Below are 22,346 nucleotides of genomic sequence, written 5' to 3'. Positions count from 1 at the left end.
CAGCAAGCTCCCATGAGTCGAAGCGAGGTAGATGAGTCAAGAGCCAGATCAAGGGGTAAAAACCTCCTAATCTGGCTCAACGTTATCTCCGCTAGGCAGCCAGCAGATTCTGCGTCAGGGCCTCCAGGTTCCAAGGAGTGTCAACCTGGAGCGGGGCAAGCCTATCTTCAACCGCCAAGGCAGGCTCGGTAAGGTGAGCCAAGGCTGCCTCAAACGACCCCTCGGCCAAAGGCAAGACGCTCTCACCCAGCAAATCTGTCGAGGTCTGAGCTGGGTCGGCGGGGAGCGATTGGCTCAGATTGGCCCGCAGATCGCTGAAGCGATCGCCCCAGCCGCTCCAGGGGAGAGAGTAGGTATCGGCTTGCACTGCTGCGCTTGGCGCAGGGGCGATCGCAGCAGTTAAGAACCCATTGTCACCGGCAGGCTGACCAGAGGCCGCGCCCCCCTGCGGCACCGGCAGCGCCAGCGTCAGGGCATCTTCGGCAACCAACGGCAGCGCCAGAGAGGTTTGGGCACTGCTACCCCGCAGCGGCGTGCCCGCCAGGGCCATCGCCCGACGCACAGCAGCATCGGCATTGACGAAGCCCGCGCCATACTCATAGTCGTAGCCGGGGAAGCCCAGGTCTACAGCGGTCTGCTGCATAATGCTATTCACCTGACCCGCGCTCAGGTAGGGGTTGGCGCTCCACACCAGGGAGGCTACACCGCTAACGTTGGGGGCTGCCGCCGAGGTGCCATTAAAAGGCGTGCCATCTGGGGCATTTTGGTAATAGCCAAACCCTACCCCGCCGCTGGTTTGCCCGGCGGCGGTGGCGATCACCTCCGATGGCCCCATCAGCGAGAGGCCATAGCCATAGTTGCTGCCCCACCAGTCGGGGTACGAGATGCGATCGCCTGGCTCGGTCGGGTTGCCATCGGCATCGCGATCGCCCCAGGAGGCCCCCACAGCCATAACGTTGTCGTAGACCTGGCTCAGGGTGGCCGGGTACGAGGTAAACCCATCGTCGTCATTGCCCGAAGCAATTACAAACAGGGCGTTGTCCTGGTTTTGTGCAATCAGCTGCTCCAGGGCGGGTATGGCCCCGGGACCGGGGCCGTGGGCACCCAGACTCATATTGACAACCAGGCGTCGCCCCGTTGACTGGGCGTAGTCAGTCATCATGGCGGTGGCAGCGTCCAGATCGTAGGCATCGGTACCAAAGACATCCATATCGACTACGTCAGAGCGCCAGTTAATGCCGCTCATGCCAACCCCATTGTTGCTGGCAGCCGCCATAATGCCGTAAACCGCCGTACCGTGAGACGTGGTTGACCCGACAAAATCGTCATCGATATTACTGGCGACACCGTAGGTGCGCTCGCCATCTAAATCGGGATGCAGATTGCCGCTGCGGCTCAGGGCCAGGCCCGTGTCGGCAATGCCCATCAGCACCGCTGAAGACCCCTGGGTAAAGCGCCAGGCCTGGTGAACCCCCATCATGTGCAGGTTCCACTGATCAGCAAAGAGCGGGTCATTGGGCAGACTGCCGCTGTTGAGATTGAGAAACCCGTCCCGAAACCGGATGCCATCTAGCCCTTCCATCAAAATTTGGCGACCATTGCTGAGGCCCAGGGCATCAAAGACGCGGCCCCCGTTGCCGGGGTCGTAGATGACGCCGCCACCGCTGGCGGTAGCAGGATTCCAGGAACTGACGCTGCTGCTGTAGATCGACGAGAGATCGAGAACATCCCCACATCCACAGCCAAAGTCGACGTTGCCATTCCCCGATATCACAGTGTAGGTGTTGGTTCCAGATAGCTCAAAGGTGTTGGCTCGCAGGTTGCCGTGCTGGGTGTGCACGCCACCGTCGGGCGAAGCCGCCGCGTAGAGGTTGTAGTTGGTACTGCCGCTGAATTGGTCAACGGCAAGGAAGTAGCGCCCTGCCCGCAGGTTGTTAAAGGTAATCGCTTCTACGCCAGTGCCAGGTTCTGTGGATTGGGCCAGGGTTTCGCCAGAGTCAACGCGGCCGTTATTGTTGGCATCCTGAATCAGGTACAGGTCGGCGTCGTTGCTGAGACCAGAGAGCATCAGGTTGATGTCACTGCGGGCATCGAGCTGAAATGTAAAGAAGTCAACGGGGTCGCTGGCGCTAACGCTGCCGCCAAAGGCTCGCCCGCCGACCAAGACGCCTATATTCTGAGCGGTGCTCAGGGTGCTGTCCTGGGTCGATAGGAGGGGAGCGGTAGCCACTAGAGCCTGGTCAGGGCCAAGCCCCAGCAGGTCGTCGGGTTTCGATCCCGGCATGGATGCGGGCGCCGGGGCATTGGCGGCCTCAGCTAAGGCCTCAGCCAAAACAACACTGGCGGAGGTGATGAGTTCGGTGGCTTGGTCATCGAAGGGGTTGGGGCTGCTAAGAGCCAGGTCGGGCAGCTGTTGTTGCCCATCGGCTAACCCCGAGAGATTTGGGGTAGGCAGGTTGAGCAGGGTATTGCCGCCGAGATCGTCCCCAACTGATGCAGTGGCAGATCCACCCAGGGGGCTTTGGGGGGAACCAGCGGATAGGGTACTGGGTTCAAGCATGAGTTCACACCGGATAAACAGCGTGAGTGGCCACTCGCTTCTATCTGTGTCTGATGAGGTTGAGCTTATTCACAGGTCCAAAAGCTAGTACTCGAAGGCGGAAATATGCCGACTGCTCCAGCTCGCTTGGCTCCCTCGCTCCCCTGCTCCCTCGCGATTGGCAATAGTCCCCATACTTGTGCCGCAGTCTACTAAGGGGACTGCCTGGGTGGGCGCATAAGTCCTGCCCCGCCAGCAGTAGGTGGGAATGTCTCCCGCAATCCCTCTGTTGCACCATGAATACTAAGCTTGCCTTTCAATGCGCTGTAGCTACTGCCAACTTGATTTTGCAAAGCGCGACCAATGCCCTTAGCCCCCCTCAACCCTCGGCGTTTCTCGGCCAGGCCCACAGCACTGAGGGGCTGCTGTATTACCAGCTGGGGCTATGGCCTCAGGCTATGGCCCGCTACAAGCAGTCCCTGGCGGTGTTTCAGGCTGAGGACAATCTGATTGGCATCGGGCACGTTTGCCGCCAGATTGGAGCGATCATGCTGCACTGGCAGGACTACAGTCTGGCCCGCCGCTGGGCCGAGCTGGCAGCCTATACCTTCACTAAGGCCCTCCGTGCCGAAGGCCACCAACCCATGGTGCGCAGCGACTATGCCGCCGCCCTACACCTGCTGGGCCAGGCCAATTTTCATCAGGGGCACTTTTTTCTGGCGCTCAAACGGTTCGAAAAGGCCCTCGCCCTTCGCAACCAGCTGCACGATGACGTTGGGGAGGCCCTGGTGCTGGTGGATATGGGCCGGGTTTACCACGCCCAGCGGCAGTACTGGTTTGCCCTGGCCTGCTACGAGGGGGCACTGGATATTGGCCGGCTCCACGAGACTGCGCTGGAGGGGCGCTGGTTTGAAGCCGAGATACGGCATTTGATCGCTCAGGTCTGCCGCGTCTGCGGTCACCAAGATCTGGCCCTCAAGCACGATCTGGAGGCCCTGGCCCTGGGGAACGAGGAGAGTGCTAAGTAGACTCAGCGGACCAATCGCCGATCAACGCCCCAACACCCCAACGCCCCAACCCTCCCTGCGTTTCCTACGGCCCTGACCAACGCGACCACGGCTATACCGCCCCGGCGGCCTGCACAACCTACCCCGCTGTTTCTCAGCCTCCAACGTTCGGCATCTTTGGCTTACGGGCCTGGCGATGCAACACTAAAACCAGCTTCACCGATCAACTCCATGGACAACGCTTTTCGCTATTGGCAACTGGTTCGCCTGACTGGCTCGGGGCAGTGCCAATTCCAGGTACTGGCCCAGGTGCAGACCTGGGTGCAGGCTACCTTTGCCAGTTTACTTGCGGCCCCCGACACCCCTGAGCATGAGCTTCAGCGATCGCTGCTGACCCTCTGGCGATCGCCAGCAGACCTAGCAGCACCGGCTCGTTCGCCCGATCGCGATCTGGCTCAGCTCAGCCTGCGGTGCTATGTCACCCATCACATTCACCAGGCCTGCGTTGGGTTGGCGGCCAGGTTTGGTGAAACCTATGGATTTAAAGCGGCCGAGCTATTGGCCCAGGTGCTTGACGACGACGGGCAGATCGCTCCCGCCCATAGGTTTTTCACCCTGGAGATTCTTCAGACCTATGACGTAAACAAGGGTGCCCTGAGCACCTGGAGCAGCCGACTGACCCAAAACCACACCGAACTCAACCAGCTCTTGCTTGAAAAGGGGCTGTACCGGGCCAGCGACTGGGCGATTTTGAACGACACCAGCCTGGAGCAGGTGCAGCGCATTTTGCGGCAGTATCACCTCTGTAGCGAATACGAAGTCACCCAGGCGGTGGTTCTACTGGAGCGGTATCACCGGGTGTATCGGCGCGATCGCATGGCCCAACGCCAAACGGGCAAAACCGGGCGCTGCCAGGTACCCACCCCCGAGCAGCTGCGCGATATCAATCCCGACATTTCGGCCAGGGAGGTCTTGATACAGCTCAACCAGCTGGCCGATCGGCTGCGCCAGCACCGGATTGTCATGCGGGGCGGTAGCGGGCCAATCTACCAGCCCGAGGACCATGAGTGGGATCGGATTGCTGGCGGTCATTCCCCCCTGGAGGTGGACGACCAAGAGGAATTTTTGCAGGCGTACCGCGAGGCCCTGGAAGCCGGCCTGGACGAGGCGATCGCCCAGGCCATTCAAGCCAATATAGATCGACTGCAAAGCCGCCAGCCACCCCAGGACAGAGCCTACGTGCGGGGGCTTCACCTGTTTTACTGCCAGGGGCAGGCGATGGGCCAGCTAGCCGCCGAAATTGGCCTCAGCACGCAGGTGCAGGTCTCTCGCTTCCTCAACCGGAAACAGCTACAGGCCGACGTGCGCCATCGGCTGCTGCCCCAGCTATACGAAACCGTGCGTCAGCAGGCGCTGAGCTATGTGTCTGCCGACCGGCTACGCGCTATTGACCACACTTTAGAGGCTCTCCTGAGCGAAGAGGTTGACCAGATGATGGCCGAAGCCGAGGCCGAAGCCAAAATTCCTAAAAACCGTACCGCTAGGAGCTTGTTTGCCCGCCATCTCTGCACCGCAATTGATCAATTTATGCCAGGTACCGAGTGATGGTTACTTTACTGTTTTCTTCATCTCCATTCGCCCATCGTTCTCCTATGAGCTACACCACCGAACCCCAGGATTTTGAATTTGAGCCGCTGCGATCGACGACGGTCACCCTGACTGCCGAGTCGATCCGCTGGGCCGCCGAGATCTGTCGGCGGGAGGCGGATCTGGCCCAGCAGTGGCCGACGTTTCTGCGGGCCATGGCCCTGGCGGGCCTGCAACAGTGGCTAGCCGCCGGGAGCGGTGGACTATCCCTCCGCTACGCGCCCGACCAGGTTCCGACTCCAGATAGGCTCTATCGGGTCAATGACTTTCGGCTTTGCCTGGTGGCCCAGGGTAGCCTCAGCGACGAGGTGGTGACTATTCCCCAGGGCACGCTGGACGACCGTACCAACTTCGCGCACCTCTACATTTTGGCCGAGGTGCATGAGGAGGCCGACCAGGTGACGATTTTGGCGGGGCTGCGCCGCGATCGCCTGCTCGCCCACTGCCAGCAGACCAGCCTGGTCGCCAGCGCCAGCGGCACCTATACCCTGCCGGTGCGCTACTTTGACACCAGCCCAGAGGACATGCTGCTCTATTTGAGCTGCCTGAACCCAGAGCAGCTGGCGGCCCCGGCCCCGATCGCGGCCACCGGCCTGCCACCAGCCCTCGGGCAGACAACGGGCGGGCTGATCAACGCCGGTCGCTGGCTGCGCGACCAGCTCGATACGGTGGCTGAAACCCTGGCCTGGACGCTATTGCCGCCCCTGGCCCCCGGCAATGCCCTGATGCCGCTGCCCACCACCCCAGCCGAGCAGCTAGAAGCCGTGCTGCTCGACCTCGCGCCTGCGGGCGTTACGATTCCGCCGACGGCGCGGGGGGCCTTCACCGACTTACAGCCGCTGGGGCTACCCCTGCGCCTCTACGCCCTGACCTGGACGATGTTTGAAACCCAGCATCCCGAATGGTCACTGTTTTTGTTTTTAGGCCCTGCTGCCGGACAACATCTGCTCCCCGGCACCGGCCTGAGGGTGTGCGATGCCGCCACCACCCTGGCTGAGCAAACCCTGACCGACGACGGGACAGCCTCCTACCTCTACGCCCAAGTGATTGGCACCTGGGACGAGCAGTTTACGGTCACCGTCAAGCTGCCCAATGGCTCCACCCTCAACTGGCCCCCCTTTGTCTTCAATCCAGACGCCTGAGCCGCCTGGGCCGCGACGTAAGGATGGCCCAGCCAAAAGCGCCAGTCCCAACATCCGACATTGAGACCTTTGCTCTATCTTTCTGCCATGACTTACCGGCTCAGCATTCATAAAATTGACCAGAGTTGCCTGTTTGATCTCACCTGGGGCAAAGGGCAGCGGCTGACCGCCAGCCTGAAATTTCCCCAGGCGCTGCCGATGCTGTACGAGTCGTGGCGGCGGGCTTACCTGGGCTATTACAAGCAGGCGCTGCGGGGGCGGGTGGGCGCCGTGGGGCAGGCGATCGCCCCAGAGGTAGACTGGCACCGAGAGCTGGGGCTGGCCGAGGCCCGGCTGCTGTCAGAGTTTTACACCTGGCTGAAGCATGGCGCGTTGTTTGACCTGCGCCAGGAGTTGGCCCTACCCTCAAAGCCGGCCCAGCTCTCCGCTGAGCAGACCAAGACCGAGCTGTTTTTGACCTGCTCATCCCTCGACATCGCCCGGCTGCCCTGGGAGACCTGGGAGGTGGGTCAACACATGCAGATTGTGCGATCGCCCGCCCACATCCGGGCGGCCACCGCCGACCGCCGCTCGTTTCGGCGGGGCAAAGCCAGGGTGCTGGCCATTTTGGGCGATGAGACCGGGCTCAACTTTACCGGCGAGCGAACCGCGCTAAATAGCCAAAAAGCCATGCTGGATATTCACTACGTCGGCTGGCAGCCGGGGGAAGAAGCCGTCGCCCTGAAGCGGCGCATTTGCCAGGAAATTGCCGATCCGCTGGGGTGGGACGTGCTGTTTTTTGCCGGGCACAGCAACGAAGCGGCCCTGGTGGGGGGGCAGATCGCGATCGCCCCCAACAACGCCATCTCAATTAAAGAACTCAGCCCCTACCTACAGCAGGCCCAGCAGCACGGACTGCAATTTGCGCTGTTTAACTCGTGCAGCGGTCTGGATATTGCCAGTGGGTTAATTAACCTCGGTCTGAGCCAGGTGGCGGTAATGCGCGAGCCCGTTCACAACGACGTGGCCCAGATGTTTTTGGTCCAGCTCTTGCAGCGGCTGGCCCGCTACCAAAACGTGCAGGAGGCCCTAATCGGAGCCTGTCGGTTTCTCAAACTGGAGCAAAACCTGACCTATCCGTCGGCCTACTTAGTCCCCTCGCTGTTTCGCCATCCCGATTCGGTGCCCTACCAGGTACAGCCTGTGGGATGGCGGGCGATCGTACGCCAGTGGCGGCCCCGACGGCGAGAGGCGCTGGTCGTAGGCGCGATCGCCCTGCTCAGCCTGATTCCCCCTGTCCACTACTGGCTGATCGATCATCGGGTGCTGGCCCAGGCCATCTATCGGGACAGTACAGGGCAGATAGCGAAACCCTCCCAGCCTCCGGTGGTGCTGGTGCAGATCGATCCAGACACGTTTTCCCGCTGGGGCGCCACAGACTTTAAACCCATCAACCGCGCCCTCCTCGCCGATCTGATCAACCGCCTGGTCGAGCAGCAGGCCACCGTCATCGGGGTGGACTACCTGCTCGACCTGCCTCAGCCCGCCAACGACCCGGCGCTAAACCAGGCTGTTCGCCGCGCCGTGGCGCAAAACCAGACCTGGCCAGTGTTTATTACCAGCAAAAACCCCCACGGTAGCTGGAGCCACATCTATGGGCAGGCCGCCAATCCTGACTGGGTATTGCAGGGGGATGCCTGGCTGCCTTTTTGGCGGTTGCCCACCCGGCAGCCCCCCATCAACTACGGCACTCCCTTTAGCTACCAACTGGCCACGGCCCAGCGGCTGAGCCAGCCAGCGGGTGACCAAAGCCCCGGCATTCCCCGCCCTGGGGAACGCCCTGAACCGCTTCAAAACCAGGTGCAGCTCTATCTCAGCGACCACGACCTGGGCCTGCCGTCCTGGGTTACCCCCCATCCCCTGGCCCAACTGTCTGGCTACCTGGGGCAAACCTGGCTGCAACCCCTGCTGGATTTCTCAATTCCCCCCCAGCAGGTCTACCAGACCGTGCCCGCCTGGCAGCTGCTTGAGGCCCCCCAGGCCGCCCTGGGCCGCCAGCCGCTAAAGAACCGCGTGGTCATCATTGCCCCCGGCGGCTACGATGCCGCTGGGATTGCCCAAAACGGCGATGACAACCTGCCCCAGCCCCCGGCCATGGGGTACTGGCAACCGGAGGCCACCAGTTTTACGGGCGGAGAAGCCCACGCCTACGCGACGCACCACTGGCTGACCCACCGTCTGGTCATCCCCATCCCCGACCTGGCGATGGTTTTGGTGGCGGCACTGGCAGGCAAAGGCTTAGCCCTGTACTTGGCCCAGCGGCCCCGGCTAAACCCGCTCAAGTTTGGGGCTTTGCTGGCTGCCGTTACGATCGCCTACGGCCTCACCAGTTTGCAGCTCTACATCAGCGCTGCGGTCATGCTGCCCTGGCTGTGGCCTGCGCTGACAGTTTGGCTATACGCATTACCTTTACTTAAGGAGAAGACCTATGAACCGATTTAGCTGGATGGTGGCAGGCTCGCTGGCGGTGGCGATCGCCGCTACCGCCGGGCCGCCGTGGCCCTGGATGAGTGCGGCTCAGGCTCAGCGGGCCAGCGCCTATGAGCGCATTCGCGAGTTCTTGGGCCGCGATGCCGGGCACCAGGGCCGGGGGCGAGACAGCGGCTCGCGGGATGGCGGGTCGCTCTGCCTGGTGAACCCCGGCACCGACGAAACGGTGTGGACTGTGCAGCCGCTGGCGGTAGTCAAAGGCCCGGTAGAAAGCTTTGTGCTGAAGCCCCTGGGCGCAGAACATACTCCCCAGCCCACCCCGGTCAGGCCGAATGAATCTGGCGTGCAGGTGATCTACAGCGGCGCGCCCCTAGAGCCAGGGCAGTCCTACGAGTGGATTTTTTACCAGCGCAACCGCCTGCGAGAATTGGTTGAGCACGATATTCCGTTTCGGGTGATGGCCGCCGGGGATGGGCGCGATCGCATCACCACCGAGCTAGAGCAGCTAGATGCCGAGCTAGCCGCCGACGGAGCCAGCCAGGACGATAGGGCTGCCGCAAGGGCAAACTATTTCTTTGACCACGGCCTGCTTGCAGATAGTTTTCAGGCGATGTTCTCCGTGGAGTCGCCCTCTGAAAACCTGATCGCCGCCCGTGAGGCGGCCGTAGAAGACATTTGCAGCCAGGAGTTATCACCCTAGGCATTGGGTAGAGCCACCTAAACCCCTGATTGACTGACAAAAGTTCTGATGTAGGTTGGTGTTGAGCGAAGCAAAACCCAACACCAGTGACGGTTTTGTTGGGTTACGCTGGCGCTTCACCCAACCTACGGCAGCATAGGGGTTGCAAGGGTTTTGTCAGTCAGCCAGCCTAAACCCTCCGCCCATGGGCGAATCAGTCTTTCTCCCCCGGACCTATATACCGATGTCACCCCAAAATTGAGTGAGCCTTCTATGCGTTACTCTGCGAAGCAGCTTGGTTTGGCAGTTGCCACGGCGCTGATGGTGCCCGCCATTCAGCTGCCTGGGCTTGCGGCAACCCCTGGGGCAATCCGCCAGCCCGATCGCTGGTCAGCCAATCAGAATGCGGCTCGCGATATGGCTGTGGATGGGAAACCAGAAAAGTGGCTGTCGCCTGAAGCGATTCCTGCTGGGCCTGGGGTAAAGCCGATAGATATCCAACCTCGGCAGACTAAACAAGTCAATGGTGAAGCTGAACCGCTGCTACAGGTGGAGGGCGTATTAGAAGCGGGGGACTCAACTTTTTCGGCGGACAACAGCTTCTACGACACCTACACCTTTGAGGTTAACGCCGGGCAGGCGGTCATTATTACCCTGGAAAGCGCTGAGTTTGATACCTACCTGCTGCTAATAAATAGCCAGGGAGAGGCCCTTGCCCAAAATGACGACATCGGCAATGGCAACAGCAATTCTGCTGTTGCAGTTGTGCTGCCTGAAGCTGGCACGTATCGAGTATTGGCAGGTGCCTATGATGACACCCAACAGGGTGCTTACCGGCTGAGGGTAGTTTTAACTTCGCCCGATGACCCAGCGGTAAAAAAGTACAGGGCAGACGATTTAAACAGCCAGGGCTTGCGGCTGCTGAATACAGCCCATTACCCAGAAGCAGTGGATCGCTTTCAGCAGTCTTTAGCCATCTACCAGCAAGAGGCTGTTCGCGAAGCGTTTCCGGAGGAAAGTCGCTGGGGCGAAGCCACATCGCTCAACAATATTGGCACTGCTTACAATGACCTGGGGCAGCATGCAAAGGCATCGGAGTATTACGAGCAGTCTTTAGCCATTTACCGGGCGATCGCCGATCGCGGTGGTGAGGCCATATCGCTCAACAATATTGGCAATAACTATAGCGATTTAGGTCAGTACTCGAATGCACTGGAGTATTATCAGCAGTCGTTGGCCATTCGCCAGGAGCTAGACGATCGCCGTGGCGAAGCCACTTTGCTGAATAACATTGGCAGCGCCTATGGTGATTTAGGTCAGTACCCCGAAGCCCTAGACTATCACCAGCGATCGCTGGCGATTAGTCAATCTATTCATGATCGTAGCCTTGAAGCTAGCTCATTCAACAATATTGGCTTCGTTTATATTAGTTTAGGCCAGTATGACGAAGCCCTGAGGTATTACCAACAGTCGCTGGCAATTCTCCAAGAGGTTAATAACCGCAGTGGTGAAGCCGTTTCGCTAAATAACATTGGCAATGTCTATGATCGGTTAGGCGACTATCCAAAGGCGCTGGACTATTACCAACAGGCACTGGCCATTCGTCAAGACATAGGCGATCGCAATGGCGAAGGTGACTCGCTAAGTAATATTGGCATTATTTACGATAGGTCAGGTCAATATTCAGAAGCCTTGGACTATTACCAACGGTCGCTGGCGATTCGTCAAGAGATTGGCGATCGCAGAGGTGAAAGCAACTCGCTAAATAATGTTGGCTATATCTATGATCGCTTAGGCGACTACCCAAAGGCGCTGGACTATTATCAGCAGTCCCTGGCGATTAGCCAAGAAATAAGTGACCAAAGTGGTGAAGCGATCTCGCTGAACAATATTGGCGGCATCTATGACAGTTTAGGCGACTACCCAAAGGCGCTGGACTATTACCAACAGGCGCTAGCGATTCAGCAAAAAATAGGCGATCGCAGCGGCGAATCTACTACGCTAAATAATATTGGTTTTATTTACGGCAGGTTAGAGCAGCACGCAGAGGCGCTGAACTATTACCAACAGGCGCTGGCCATTCGTCGAGATATTGGCGATCGCAACGGTGAAGGGATTTCGCTAAACAATATTGGCTGGGCCTACAACAATCTAGGCCAATATTCGGAAGCACTGAGCTATTACCAACAGGCTTTGGTGATTCTGCAAGCTATCGGCGATCGCGCCACGGCGGCCACCTCCCTCAGCAATATTGGCGGCGTCCTTGCGTCTCAAAACCAACCCGAGCTGGCCATTGTCTTCTATAAACAATCTGTCAACGCCTTCGAAGCCATTCGCGGCAGCATTCGCGGTCTCGATACCGACCTCCAGACCTCCTACACCAACTCCATTGCGAAGACCTACCGCAACCTGGCCGACCTGCTGCTGCAACGCGATCGCGTGCTCGAAGCCCAGCGCGTGCTCGACCTGCTCAAAGTTCAGGAACTCGACGACTACCTGCAAGACGTGCGCGGCAATGCCCAAACCGCCAGTGGGGTTGAATACTGGCGACCGGAGCAGGACATTCTCGATCGCTATCAGTCGCTACAAGACAGCGCCATTGCCCTGGGCGCTGAACTGGCCGAACTCAACGCCAAAAAGAACGCGGGCCAAATTACTCCTGACGAAGAGCAGCGTCGCCTGCAATTAGCCGCCCTACAGAGTGACCTGGCCGGTCAGTTCAACGCCTTTGCCACCAGCGACGATGTTGAGCATCTGCTCAATCAGCTTGACCGCCAAACGCTGCGGCAAACCGTTGACCTAGAAGATCTCTCCGGATTGCGCAACAACCTGGCCGATCTCCATGCCGCCTTAATCTACCCGCTCATTCTAGACGACCGCATTGAGCTGGTAATTACCACGGCCAACACCGAGCCCCTGCGACGCACTGTCGAAGGGGTGGGGCGCAGCCAGCTCAACGCCACCATTACCGAGTTTCGCCAGGCCTTAGAAAACCCTCGCTCTGATGCGAAAACCCCGGCTCAGCAGCTCTACCAGTGGTTGATCCAACCCCTCGAAGCTGACCTGGCCGCTGCCGGCGTAGACACCCTGATTTACTCCCCCGATGGGGCGCTGCGCTACATTCCCCTGGGGGCACTTTACGATGGCGACCAGTGGCTAGCGCAGCGGTTTCGGATCAACAATATTACGGCCCGCTCTCTGCAAGAACTCACCGCCCAACCTCAGCCACAACCCCACGTTTTAGCCGGAGCCTTTGCCGATCGCGCTATTTCCTATTCAATAGACGGCATGACTTTTTCGGGGTTACCCTTTGCGGGGGAGGAAGTGCTCCAGGTTAGAACTGCCCTGCCCAGCACCACGACTCTCATCGATCGGGCGTTCAGCCTCCGGGAGGTGGTGGCCGACGTCGGGCGATTCAACATTCTGCATTTTGCCACCCATGCGGCCTTTCTCCCCGGCGATCCTAGCCAGTCATTTATTCTCTTCGGCAATGGCGACGCTCCCACCCTGAAGGATATCGAAATCTGGTATCTGTCCAATGTGGATTTAGTTGTGCTCAGCGCTTGTGATACGGGGTTGGGCGGCTTCGACAACAACGGTGAACAGATCTTGGGATTGGGCTACCAGTTCCAGGCCCGAGGCGCAAAAGCCGTTATTGCCTCCCTCTGGGAGGTCAATGACAACAGCACCCAGGTATTGATGACCGCCTTCTACACCGCTCTCCAGCAGGGCATGACCAAAACTGCGGCGCTGCAAGCTGCCCAGCAGGCCCTGATTGCCGACGACATGGGTATTGGCGGCGGCGATCGCGGCACCGTTGTGGTCGAAAATACCGAAACGCCCATGGCGCTGCAAGGCCGCCTGAGTCATCCTTACTACTGGGCACCGTTCATCCTGATTGGCAATGGATTGTAAGGTTGTTCAATGGGCATCCCAATGCCTTCGTGGGCTGAGCGGCATCTCCCAATGGGAAAAATCCGCAGAGGTTTGCCCATGGGCGAATAAGTCTTTCTCCCCCAGACCTATATGCTGATGTCACCTCGAAATTTGGGCGAACCTTCCATGGGCTACTCTACAAAGCTATTCAGCCTCGCTGTGCTTGCGGCTCTGATGGTGCCATTTGCTCAAAAACCGGGTTTTTCAAAAGACATTCAGTTCCTCCCCCAGCCGGAGAATCAGGCTTCAGGAGTCTCGCAAGTACCTCGATTTCTCCCCCAATCATCAACCCCGGTGATGCTGGCCCAGAATGATAGCGCAACCGACCGTAAAGTCGAAGCAGATCAGTTGTTGCAGCAAGGCCTTGAGCAATACCAGTACAGCCAGTTTCAGGAGGCATTACAGTCTTGGGAGCAGGCTTTGGAAACCTATCGGCAGCTTGGCGATCACCAGGGGGAAGAAGCTGATTTGGGCAATCTGGGCCTTCTCTATAATTCCCTGGGGCAGTATGAGCGTAGTATTGACTTCCTTCAACAAGCTTTAGCGATTGCCCGTGATCTCGGCGATAGCCAGGGGGAAGAAGCTGATTTGGGCAACCTGGGCCTTCTCTATAATTCCCTGGATCAATATGAGCGGGGTATTGACTTTCTTCAGCAAGCTTTAGCGATTGCCCGCAAGATCGGCGACCGCCAGGGAGAGGCCAATTCCTTAGGTAATCTGGGTCTTGCCTATGGTTCTCTGGGGCAGTATGAGCAGGGCATTGACTTTCTTCAGCAAGCCTTAGCGATTGAGCACAAGATCGGCGATCAGCGGGGCGAAGCCAATTCCCTGGGGAACCTGGGCCTTGCCTATCGTTCTCTGGGACAGTATGAGCGGGGCATTAATCTCCTGCAACAAGCCTTAGCGATTGAGCATAAGATCGGCGACCGCCGGGGCGAAGCATCTGATTTAAGTACCCTCGGCAATACCTACGTTTCCCTGGGTCAGTATAATCCGGCTATTAACTCCCACCAGCAAGCGTTAACCATCCATCGCGAAATTGGCGACCGTCAGGGCGAAGCCGATTCTCTGGGCAACCTGGGCGTTGCATATTATTCCCTGGGTCGGTATGAGCAGGCCATTGACTTCCTTCAGCAAGCTTTAACGATTGACCAGGAACTCGGCGACCGGCAAGGCGAAGCCAACTCCCTGGGAGATCTGGGCCTTGCCTATAGTTCTCTGGGTCAGTATAAGCAGGCCATTGACTTCCATCAGCAGGCATTGGCAATTGACCGCGAGATCAGCTACCGCCAAGGCGAAGCAGCTGACTTGGGCAACCTGGGCCTTGCCTACGATTCTCAGGGTCGGTATGGGCAGGCCATTGACTTCTATCAGCAAGCCTTAGCGATTGACCGCGAGATCGGTGATCTCCAGGGGCAGGCCACCGATCTCGAAAATCAAGGTGTTGCCCTCGGCAAAATAGGGCAGTTTTCTCAAGCAGAATCGTTGCTGCGCCAGTCTATTAATGTCTATGAGTCTCTCCGCACCGATTTGCCTGATAATCAGCTCATTTCCATCGCTGACACTCAAGCAACTGCCTATGCCGAACTGCAAAGCGCCTTAATGGCCCAAGGCAAAACCAATGAGTCCCTCGCTACTTCCGAACGAGGCCGTGCCCGCGCTTTTGTCTGGCAACTCGCTAAGCGTATTACTGCTGGAGACCCCCAGGCTACGCAATTGGCGAAAACGCTGGCCCATCCTCCTGGTGTTAGTGAAATCCAGCAGATTGCCTGCGATACTCACACCACCCTGGTCACCTACTCACTGTTCTCTGACCAGGCGCTATATATCTGGGTGGTATCCCCCTCTGGCGACATCCAGTTTCGCGTTGTCAACTTCAAGGACGCTGATAACCCCGATGTTTCCATCAACCCAATCGTCGCACTCAGCGATGGCCCGCTCTACCGGGGTCGCCCGGACAACTCAGAGCTGACAACTCTGGTCTCTGACCTCAGAGCGACGATCGCTATCGAATCGACTAATCGCCCCGACCAGCTCAAAGCTTTATATCAAACGCTGATTGCCCCGATCGCAGATTTACTCCCGACCGACCCTGCTGCCAGAGTAGCCTTTATTCCCCAGGGCAACCTGTTTCTGGTACCCTTTGCCGCCCTGCAAGCCCCAGACGGCACCTACCTGATCCAGAACCATACGATTTTGACGGCCCCCTCAATTCAGGTCTTTGGCTTGGCGAGTCAGGCGGCAGCCTCGCGATCGCCGCTAACCCTGAGTGCTGGGCAAGATCTGATTGTGGGGGATCCGACCATGCCTACGGTGGAGATACCCGACAGTCATGGCAGCTTTACTCAAACGCAACTTCCAGACTTGCCTGGTGCCAAGGCTGAAGCCGAAGCCATCGGCCAGTTTCTGCATGCCCCCGTACTGGTGGGCGATCAGGCTAGCGAAGCCCGCGTCAAGCAGCAAATCACCTCGGCCCAACTGATCCACCTAGCCACCCACGGTCTGCTCGACTACGGTGATCCCCAAGCCTACGGCAGCCTCGACCTGCCAGGAGCGATCGCTCTAGCTCCTAGCGGGGGAGAAGATGGGCTGCTGACTTCGGCTGAAATTCTGTCGCTACCATTGCAGGCCAAACTGGCGGTACTGAGTGCCTGTGATACCGGGCGAGGGCGGATCACGAGCGATGGCGTGGTGGGGCTATCGCGATCGCTGATTACAGCGGGGGTGCCGAGTGTGGTGGTGTCCTTATGGTCTGTCAACGACGCCTCGACCCAGGCCTTGATGACCGAATTTTACCGTCAACTCGACCAGGGGCAGGACAACGCCCAAGCTCTGCGACAGGGGATGTTAACCACGATGCGGCAGTATCCCGACCCTCGGAACTGGGCTGCGTTTACGCTGATAGGTGCGGCTGAGTAGCGATCGCGCCTCATCGGCCACCTGAACGCCGAGTGAAAAGCCTGTTGCCTCCAGATATAAATGCCGATGTAGTCAGTTACCAGATGCAGCAGGCTGGAGCTGAGACAATGCCTGTTGGAAAGGCGACTGGTCGAGACAGCTACGATAACCTCAAGGCGGCTTGTGCCTTCTAGGGAATTTGAACTGCGATCGCCCGTGATGCTGCAATGAAACCCTAGCCTTGGGCGTGTCATCAATTTTGACTAAAATCCTTATCCCATAGGTATTGCCACGCCCAACCCCAAAAAACAGGCTAGGAGCTGTAACTGCTGATTCTTAGGCCATTGGCGATTAATTGATGGACAGCCTCTAGGGCGCTAGCCCGCACCAGCGCTGGGGTTGGGGACAATTTCAACAATGGTTGAGAAGGCCGCGATCGCGCCCGCATCCACCGCTGCATCGCTCTGGCTAACCCCAACCGCCTCGCCTGTCGCACCACGGCTCCGCGACAGGCTATCGATATCGCCCAGCAGGTGACTAATCAGCTCCAGCGGATTGCCCTCATCAAACCCCACTGGCCCCCGCACACCTCGGCTAGGGTCTTCGGCGATCGCCTTTAGGGCTTGCAGCAACCTCCGCAGGGGGCTCTGGCTCACGATGGTAATGATCTCAAGCAGACCGACATCGGCAAACCGCAGCCGAATGTGGTCCTCTGGGCGGGGCACGGTGAGGCTGCCTTTGCCTGCTACTAGCGCCGCCTCATCGGGGGAGTCAAACCGGGCCGGGTGCAGCACAATGATTTTTCCGGCGCTGTCAATGGCCAGCGCACTGAGGTAGACTCCATTGGGCTCGGCATTTTGAATGGTGATCTGAAACACCTCATCTGCCTGGTAGGCGTAGCTAGTGGCCGCCTGGGGCTGCGATCGCTCCATTTGGCTGCCCCGGCTGACTAGAGCCGCCACTGGCCCCCGCCCGCTAGTGGTAAAAATTTCGCCGCTGACCCGCAGGTCAGACGCTATCCCGGTCAGGCTTTGCAGGGTGCGAATCACGAGCAGGCGTCTCAGCTGCTGCTCCAAACGGTTGACCGCCGCTGCCCCCGACTCATTGACTGGCCCAGCCGTGTTGGGCAAAAAACTGGTCAGATCGTCTGAAAAGAGGGCGATCGCCCCGAGGGGCGGCAGCGCCACCATCGGCGCAGGCGATCGCAGCTGGCTAAGAATCTCCTCGGTGGTGCGGGCCAGCACAAACTCCAGGTTTGACTGCTGATCCACCGGCAGTATGGTGATCAGGCGCTGCGTCTGGCCGCCCCCCGCAGGTTGCAGCACGGTTTCCAGGGCGGTTTCCGCCGTGGCCTGCTCCGCCGCCAGGGTCGGGTCTACCCCAATGCGCAGAGTCGGGGTGGGAATGGCGAGCAGTTTTTCCCTCAGCAGCATTCCCGGTGCGATCGCCGTGGCTGACGGGCTAGAAACTTTGCCATAGGCCAACAGCCCGCTGCGCCGTTCGACCACAATTTCGCCTGGCCCCGTATGGGGGGCCACCAGGGTATAAACCGTGCCCGGTCGGACGGTTTCTAGGTTTTGGTAAGCAACTCCCCCCAGCCAAAGCTCTACCTGGTCGCCCGTTACGCGGTTCACTACGGCGTCGGCAAAGGGCGTCATTGCGTCTAGGAAGTAAAACGGCTGGGCCAGGTTATGGGTGTTGGCAGCCTCTTCAAAAATGGGCACCTGTTCTTCGCGGCGGTTTCGCGCCACCGCCGCCCGCGTACTGCGAATTAGATCGATCTTGACGCTGCTGGCTGCTGCTGCTGCCGGAAGCTGCCACAGATAGCTAGTCAAGAGGTAGGTAAAGGTTCCGGCCACTTGATTGTCGTCATAGGGCAGCTCGTAGGCCTTTTGATCGCAGCTGGCAGAGCCCAGGGCCACCCCTTTGGCAATACCCTGCGATCGCCGCCGCTGAAACTCTGCCTCATCTAGCTTCAGCTCCTGCATCCAGCGCCGCTGATTTTCCAGTTCCTCAGCGCTGGGCACCAGGCTAATGCCGCCTCTACCTGACTGCCGCGAGCTGGTGGCCGAGCGCACTCGGGCATTCCCGCGAGTGCCCGCCCCCGAGAAACAGCTGTCGAGCACAAGCGTAATATTGTCGGTGTTGATGCGCTCCGTCAGCAAATACAGGCTGCGCCCCATAATGTCTGGGACGATAATATTAGAAGCCTTGTCAGTACCAAGTTCAATATCTCGGGGCACAAGGGTACCGTTGAGCCCAGCCTCATAGTCTTGACCGCACTGCGCCACCCGAATGGGGTTGGGGTCTGTGACCAAAGACCCGTGCCCCGAATAGTGAAACACCACGACATCGCCGGGTTTGGCCTGCCGAATCAAGTGCTCCTCAAAGGCCTGCAAAATGTTGGCGCGAGTCGGTATCAGGTCTGAGTCATCCGTCACCCTGAGCACATCTTTGGGGTCAAACCCAAAGCGATTGACCAGTAGCTGGTACTGCATCTCGATGTCGTTGAGGCACCCAGACAGGTCAGCGACATAGTCGTCAGGATACTGGTTGATGCCGACCAGCAGCGCTAGCTTGCGAGGCGTACCCTGGGCCAGGGCCTTGCCGTAGCGGTTTGCCTGCCGCAAAAAGTTAGTCTGACTGAGACCTATGGCAGACAGGGCCGAGGCAGAAAGCTGCAAGAAATGGCGACGTTTCATAGTGGGTACAGTGAGCGGCTCCTACTCCATCAAATCTCAGTTTGAGGACTGTCGAATAAAGCTAACAATCGGGTCAATTTTGACCCCATAGTTGACGATACCAGCGCGCACGGTAGCCCCGGTGCTGACCACAGTGCCCTCTTCAAACCGCTCGGCTACATTGAGGGCGACAATGCGAAACTCCCCGTTAATAACCGCCAGCATTGGCCCACCCGAGGAGCCGCCATAGGTGTCGCAGTCGTGAATCAAGTTGCCCTGGGCTTCGCCGAGAATACTGCAACCGTCGTGGACCCCCGCCGTTTCGGCCGGAGCATTTTCAGGAAAGTCGCCGGAGTAGCCCGCCAAAATGATCTGCCCCTGATAATTGTCCAGCAGCTCTGCCACCGGCAATTGAGTCCAGGCCAGGGTGCCGTACTTGTTGCCCAAGGGGCGATCGAGCCTGACGAAGGCCCAGTCGTTGGGCTGAAGAGCGGCATCGCTATTGCTGAAATCGGTGCCGTAGAGCACGTCGACCACCGCAGCTACGTCGGCATCATCGCTGACGCGACCGTTGATCAGGTTGGGTTCGAAAGTTATATCGGCTTTGACCCGATGAGTTTCGGCATCGATTACACAGTGGGCATTGGTCAACACCACGTCTGGCGCCACCAGGCTACCGGTGCAGATGGAGATGGTGCTGTCGCCCTCGGGGCTTTGCAAGCGGCCAATGGCAGACCAGGGATAGCTGGTACTCGTCATGGCTACCCGATCGTCGCTGAGGCCAATGGTGCCCCGACTGCCCTCAGCAGGATTGCGCGACTGGCTTAGCCCCTCGGGGACAATGGGCCGGGGATTGGGGGTCAGGCCAAAGGCAACGACTTTTGCAGCGGCGGTTTGCTGCACCTGACTTAGGGATTGGGCGACGATGGACTGGGCCTGAGCCGACAGATTAGCCATTGTGCCCAGGGCGAGCAGAGCCACCCCGGAGCCTGCCAGGGCCACCCGGGCCTGGAGTGGAGAACTAGAAGGTTTCATGGCAACGATAAAGACCTGAAGGCGACAACACCATGACCTATATCTGACACCAGGGAACTCATTCAGCCAGACTCAGTGGAGAATTCAAGGACAGGTCAAAGGGGAACCCATTCGCGTGACTGAAGCCCAAAATATTTAAGAACATGACTTGGCGGCATCCGAGAGATGCGGCAGATTGCGAATAGGATCTCCGTGAACGCCGATGAGAACCGCAGATTGCGCTGCAAGTTTTCTAGAGCCTGGCTGACATCGACAAATTTTATTTAAGGCAGCCACATCCAAACTTGTTCTTGCGGCCACCGCAATAGAGTTGCTGATGGCCTAGAGTCAAAAAAATTGAGGGTCTGAAGGAGTGAAGCCATGAAATCAAGCTTGGCCAAATACCCCCAGTCAACAGCGCTGAATTTTACCCCCTACCGCCCCCACATCATCTTTAGCGCAATCATCAGCATGGCCCCACCAAATATTCTTTCCAAAACTATGCTTGACATATGGGCCGCAAGTTTTGCACCGCCCAGACTACCAAATAAAAACCCCAGGCAAATAAAGGCCGCAATCTTTACGTCTACATAGCCTTCTTTATAATAGGCCCAAGTGCCCAATAGCCCAATGGGGGGAACCAGGAGGGCCAGCGTAGTTCCCTGGGCTTCATGCTGAGACAATCCAAACAAAAAGACCAGCGTGGGCACAATAATGACTCCACCACCAATGCCAATTAAACCACTGATAAATCCTGCCAAAAGACCGAGTGCTATGTAGAGCAGTATGGTGTTCATGGGTATTCCTAAAATCTCAAACTGTTACCAAAGAGCATGGCTAATTAGCCCACAGACTAACAGGCTGCTGAATGATTAACGCCTCAGTCTGCACTCACTCTACCCCAAACAGCCAAACACAGAAAATGCTGCCGCTAAGATTGTAGTCTTGGCGACAGCACTGAGTTGCGATCTGTACCCAGATAGATGAGTTGTTGATCAGAGCGCTCCGGTTCTGATGGCAAATGATGCCATTTGGAGGCAGTAGTGACTTCGTTGGAAGCCTTTCACTGCCTGACGATTGTAACTAGATAGCCCATCTCACCTGCCCGTGGGAGAGCGATCGCAGGATATTGACAATATCTCGAAGCTGGTGCTCTCGGCGTTGTCAACAAACGCCGACTATCTTGGGGGCGTCTGGATTCTGCTGCTGCGCCACTCAACCTGCGGGATATAACTGCTTTTCAAACTTTTCAAAGTTGTGTCAGTCGACCAGGCTGGAGGGAATTAAATGCCAGCGGCCTGAACGATAATTGTGTGAGTCATAGCCCTATCGGCTTTTCCAGGTTGATAGGCCATTAAAACGTAATTGCCTGGCTCTAACGTGTGAATGATCGCTTCGTTGCCGTTTGCTGGCATAGGACTGTTTATTAGCTGGCCCACCTGTTTGACCGCTGCATTAGCTGTATCTACCTTTCCCTCTTTGATCGGAATTTGGTTGGTCGGCAGATCGGTTTTTAGTAGAACCACGTCTAGCGGCCCGCCACTGCTGTTGCGAATATCCAGGCTGATCAGGCCAGCATCGACCCTGTCGTGGTCTAGCATGAGTTTGCTATTTGAAAGTTGAACGTCAATGGTATTGACGGTTTCAGGCTTTTCAGCGGCGAGAGGTTTGGCCATGGATTTTGCGGTGTCATGGGTCGCTGAGCCGGGTTGACTCGCCATTTTGTTGTGGGCTGACGCAGCTTTTCCTTGAAGGTTGGCAGGAGCACTACATCCGATCATTAAAAGCATTGAACCGGTTGCGATCGCAGCCAGAAACTTAGGGTTCATGCAGCTTCTCCTAGAGTGAACTCGTTGTGGCTAGAAGCATAGGAAACAGCTATGTCAATTTAATGTCAAACCTGTGGAATTTTGCCTGAAGTGAGGTAAAGTTCTATTTTTTGTGGCAAGAGTGGAGATCCCCCTCGATCCCCTTTAAAGAGAGGGACTTTTACCCTCCTTTTTAAGGGGGGGTAGGGGGGATCAGCAGGGGGCTAAAGCTATAGCAGATCACTCTTTAAACGCCCTCTCAGCCTTCGAGCACTAGAGATCTTGGGAAGCAGAATGGCAGGTATGTTTCAGTCATCGAGCATTGGCCTGCTCTGGCTCGACTGCATGGCAGGAGGCTTTGCTGGGCTAAGTTTGTGCTGAGATGTAGAAGTGCTGGCTCACTTCGTCCGATTGGTACTTTTCTGATTGACTGACAAAAGTTCTGATGTAGTTCGGATATAGGTTGGTGTTGAGCGAAGCGTTCGCGTAGCGTCTCCAGCGGGGAAACCCCAACAACAAACAGTAA

The 22,346-nt window shown here is 58.0% G+C and carries 12 protein-coding genes; 7 read left to right on the top strand and 5 right to left on the bottom strand.

Going from position 1 to position 22,346, the window contains the following annotated elements:
* Positions 1-91: 91 nt before the first annotated feature.
* The gene (locus tag LEPTO7104_RS37635; protein WP_017302226.1) at positions 92-2,560 is read right to left on the bottom strand and encodes a S8 family serine peptidase; all 2,469 of its coding nucleotides are present in this window, start codon (positions 2,558-2,560) and stop codon (positions 92-94) included.
* Between the two features lie 275 nt (positions 2,561-2,835).
* On the opposite strand from LEPTO7104_RS37635, the gene LEPTO7104_RS0129750 reads away from it, so the two are divergent.
* The 7 genes from LEPTO7104_RS0129750 to LEPTO7104_RS36125 all read left to right on the top strand — a co-directional run bounded on the left by LEPTO7104_RS0129750 (position 2,836) and on the right by LEPTO7104_RS36125 (position 16,338).
* Positions 2,836-3,567, top strand: a complete 732-nt coding sequence (locus LEPTO7104_RS0129750) for a tetratricopeptide repeat protein (protein ID WP_017302225.1) — start codon at positions 2,836-2,838, stop codon at positions 3,565-3,567.
* A 210-nt stretch (positions 3,568-3,777) separates the two neighbouring features.
* Positions 3,778-5,151, top strand: coding sequence for a hypothetical protein (locus LEPTO7104_RS0129745; RefSeq protein ID WP_017302224.1), 1,374 nt, complete (start codon positions 3,778-3,780; stop codon positions 5,149-5,151).
* Positions 5,152-5,198: 47 nt separating this feature from the next.
* Positions 5,199-6,335, top strand: coding sequence for a DUF1822 family protein (locus LEPTO7104_RS0129740; RefSeq protein ID WP_017302223.1), 1,137 nt, complete (start codon positions 5,199-5,201; stop codon positions 6,333-6,335).
* An 87-nt stretch (positions 6,336-6,422) separates the two neighbouring features.
* Complete coding sequence (locus LEPTO7104_RS0129735; RefSeq protein WP_017302222.1) at positions 6,423-8,816, top strand: CHASE2 domain-containing protein; 2,394 nt, start codon at positions 6,423-6,425, stop codon at positions 8,814-8,816.
* Entirely contained in the window at positions 8,803-9,504 is a 702-nt protein-coding gene (locus LEPTO7104_RS0129730) for a hypothetical protein (RefSeq protein ID WP_017302221.1), read from the top strand. Before LEPTO7104_RS0129735 ends, LEPTO7104_RS0129730 begins: the two co-directional genes overlap by 14 nt.
* Positions 9,505-9,756: 252 nt before the next feature.
* Positions 9,757-13,398, top strand: a complete 3,642-nt coding sequence (locus LEPTO7104_RS36130; protein WP_083887215.1) for a tetratricopeptide repeat protein — start codon at positions 9,757-9,759, stop codon at positions 13,396-13,398.
* A gap of 372 nt (positions 13,399-13,770) precedes the next feature.
* Positions 13,771-16,338 carry a CHAT domain-containing tetratricopeptide repeat protein gene (locus LEPTO7104_RS36125; RefSeq protein ID WP_196358204.1) on the top strand — a complete coding sequence of 856 codons (2,568 nt, stop codon included), beginning with the start codon at positions 13,771-13,773 and terminating at the stop codon, positions 16,336-16,338.
* Positions 16,339-16,694: 356 nt separating this feature from the next.
* Here LEPTO7104_RS36125 and LEPTO7104_RS0129715 read toward each other — a convergent pair whose 3' ends face one another.
* The 4 genes from LEPTO7104_RS0129715 to LEPTO7104_RS0129700 form a co-directional block, all read right to left on the bottom strand.
* Positions 16,695-19,019 carry a caspase family protein gene (locus tag LEPTO7104_RS0129715; protein ID WP_017302218.1) on the bottom strand — a complete coding sequence of 775 codons (2,325 nt, stop codon included), beginning with the start codon at positions 19,017-19,019 and terminating at the stop codon, positions 16,695-16,697.
* 36 nt (positions 19,020-19,055) lie between these two features.
* A complete protein-coding gene (locus tag LEPTO7104_RS36120) occupies positions 19,056-20,033 on the bottom strand; it encodes a trypsin-like serine peptidase (RefSeq protein ID WP_071527436.1) in 978 nt (325 codons plus the stop codon).
* 413 nt (positions 20,034-20,446) lie between these two features.
* On the bottom strand, positions 20,447-20,809 hold the full coding sequence (locus tag LEPTO7104_RS0129705; protein WP_017302216.1) for a TSUP family transporter: 363 nt from the start codon (positions 20,807-20,809) through the stop codon (positions 20,447-20,449).
* A 486-nt stretch (positions 20,810-21,295) separates the two neighbouring features.
* Positions 21,296-21,841, bottom strand: coding sequence for a hypothetical protein (locus LEPTO7104_RS0129700; RefSeq protein ID WP_155523996.1), 546 nt, complete (start codon positions 21,839-21,841; stop codon positions 21,296-21,298).
* Positions 21,842-22,346: the final 505 nt, after the last annotated feature.

Origin of the sequence: Nodosilinea nodulosa PCC 7104 (assembly GCF_000309385.1) — a bacterium.
GTDB classification, from domain to species: domain Bacteria; phylum Cyanobacteriota; class Cyanobacteriia; order Phormidesmidales; family Phormidesmidaceae; genus Nodosilinea; species Nodosilinea nodulosa.
The sequence above is the reverse complement of the archived record's forward strand: the minus strand, read 5'-3'. Positions and strand labels throughout refer to the sequence as shown.

Bases quoted from the DNA above. Each gene is read 5' to 3' on its own strand.
- LEPTO7104_RS36120 (WP_071527436.1), bottom strand. From the start codon at position 20,033: ATGAAACCTTCTAGTTCTCCACTCCAGGCCCGGGTGGCCCTGGCAGGC.
- LEPTO7104_RS0129700 (WP_155523996.1), bottom strand. From the start codon at position 21,841: ATGAACCCTAAGTTTCTGGCTGCGATCGCAACCGGTTCAATGCTTTTA.
- LEPTO7104_RS0129705 (WP_017302216.1), bottom strand. From the start codon at position 20,809: ATGAACACCATACTGCTCTACATAGCACTCGGTCTTTTGGCAGGATTT.
- LEPTO7104_RS36130 (WP_083887215.1), top strand. From the start codon at position 9,757: ATGCGTTACTCTGCGAAGCAGCTTGGTTTGGCAGTTGCCACGGCGCTG.
- LEPTO7104_RS37635 (WP_017302226.1), bottom strand. From the start codon at position 2,560: ATGCTTGAACCCAGTACCCTATCCGCTGGTTCCCCCCAAAGCCCCCTG.
- LEPTO7104_RS0129745 (WP_017302224.1), top strand. From the start codon at position 3,778: ATGGACAACGCTTTTCGCTATTGGCAACTGGTTCGCCTGACTGGCTCG.
- LEPTO7104_RS0129730 (WP_017302221.1), top strand. From the start codon at position 8,803: ATGAACCGATTTAGCTGGATGGTGGCAGGCTCGCTGGCGGTGGCGATC.
- LEPTO7104_RS0129740 (WP_017302223.1), top strand. From the start codon at position 5,199: ATGAGCTACACCACCGAACCCCAGGATTTTGAATTTGAGCCGCTGCGA.
- LEPTO7104_RS0129715 (WP_017302218.1), bottom strand. From the start codon at position 19,019: ATGAAACGTCGCCATTTCTTGCAGCTTTCTGCCTCGGCCCTGTCTGCC.
- LEPTO7104_RS0129750 (WP_017302225.1), top strand. From the start codon at position 2,836: ATGAATACTAAGCTTGCCTTTCAATGCGCTGTAGCTACTGCCAACTTG.
- LEPTO7104_RS0129735 (WP_017302222.1), top strand. From the start codon at position 6,423: ATGACTTACCGGCTCAGCATTCATAAAATTGACCAGAGTTGCCTGTTT.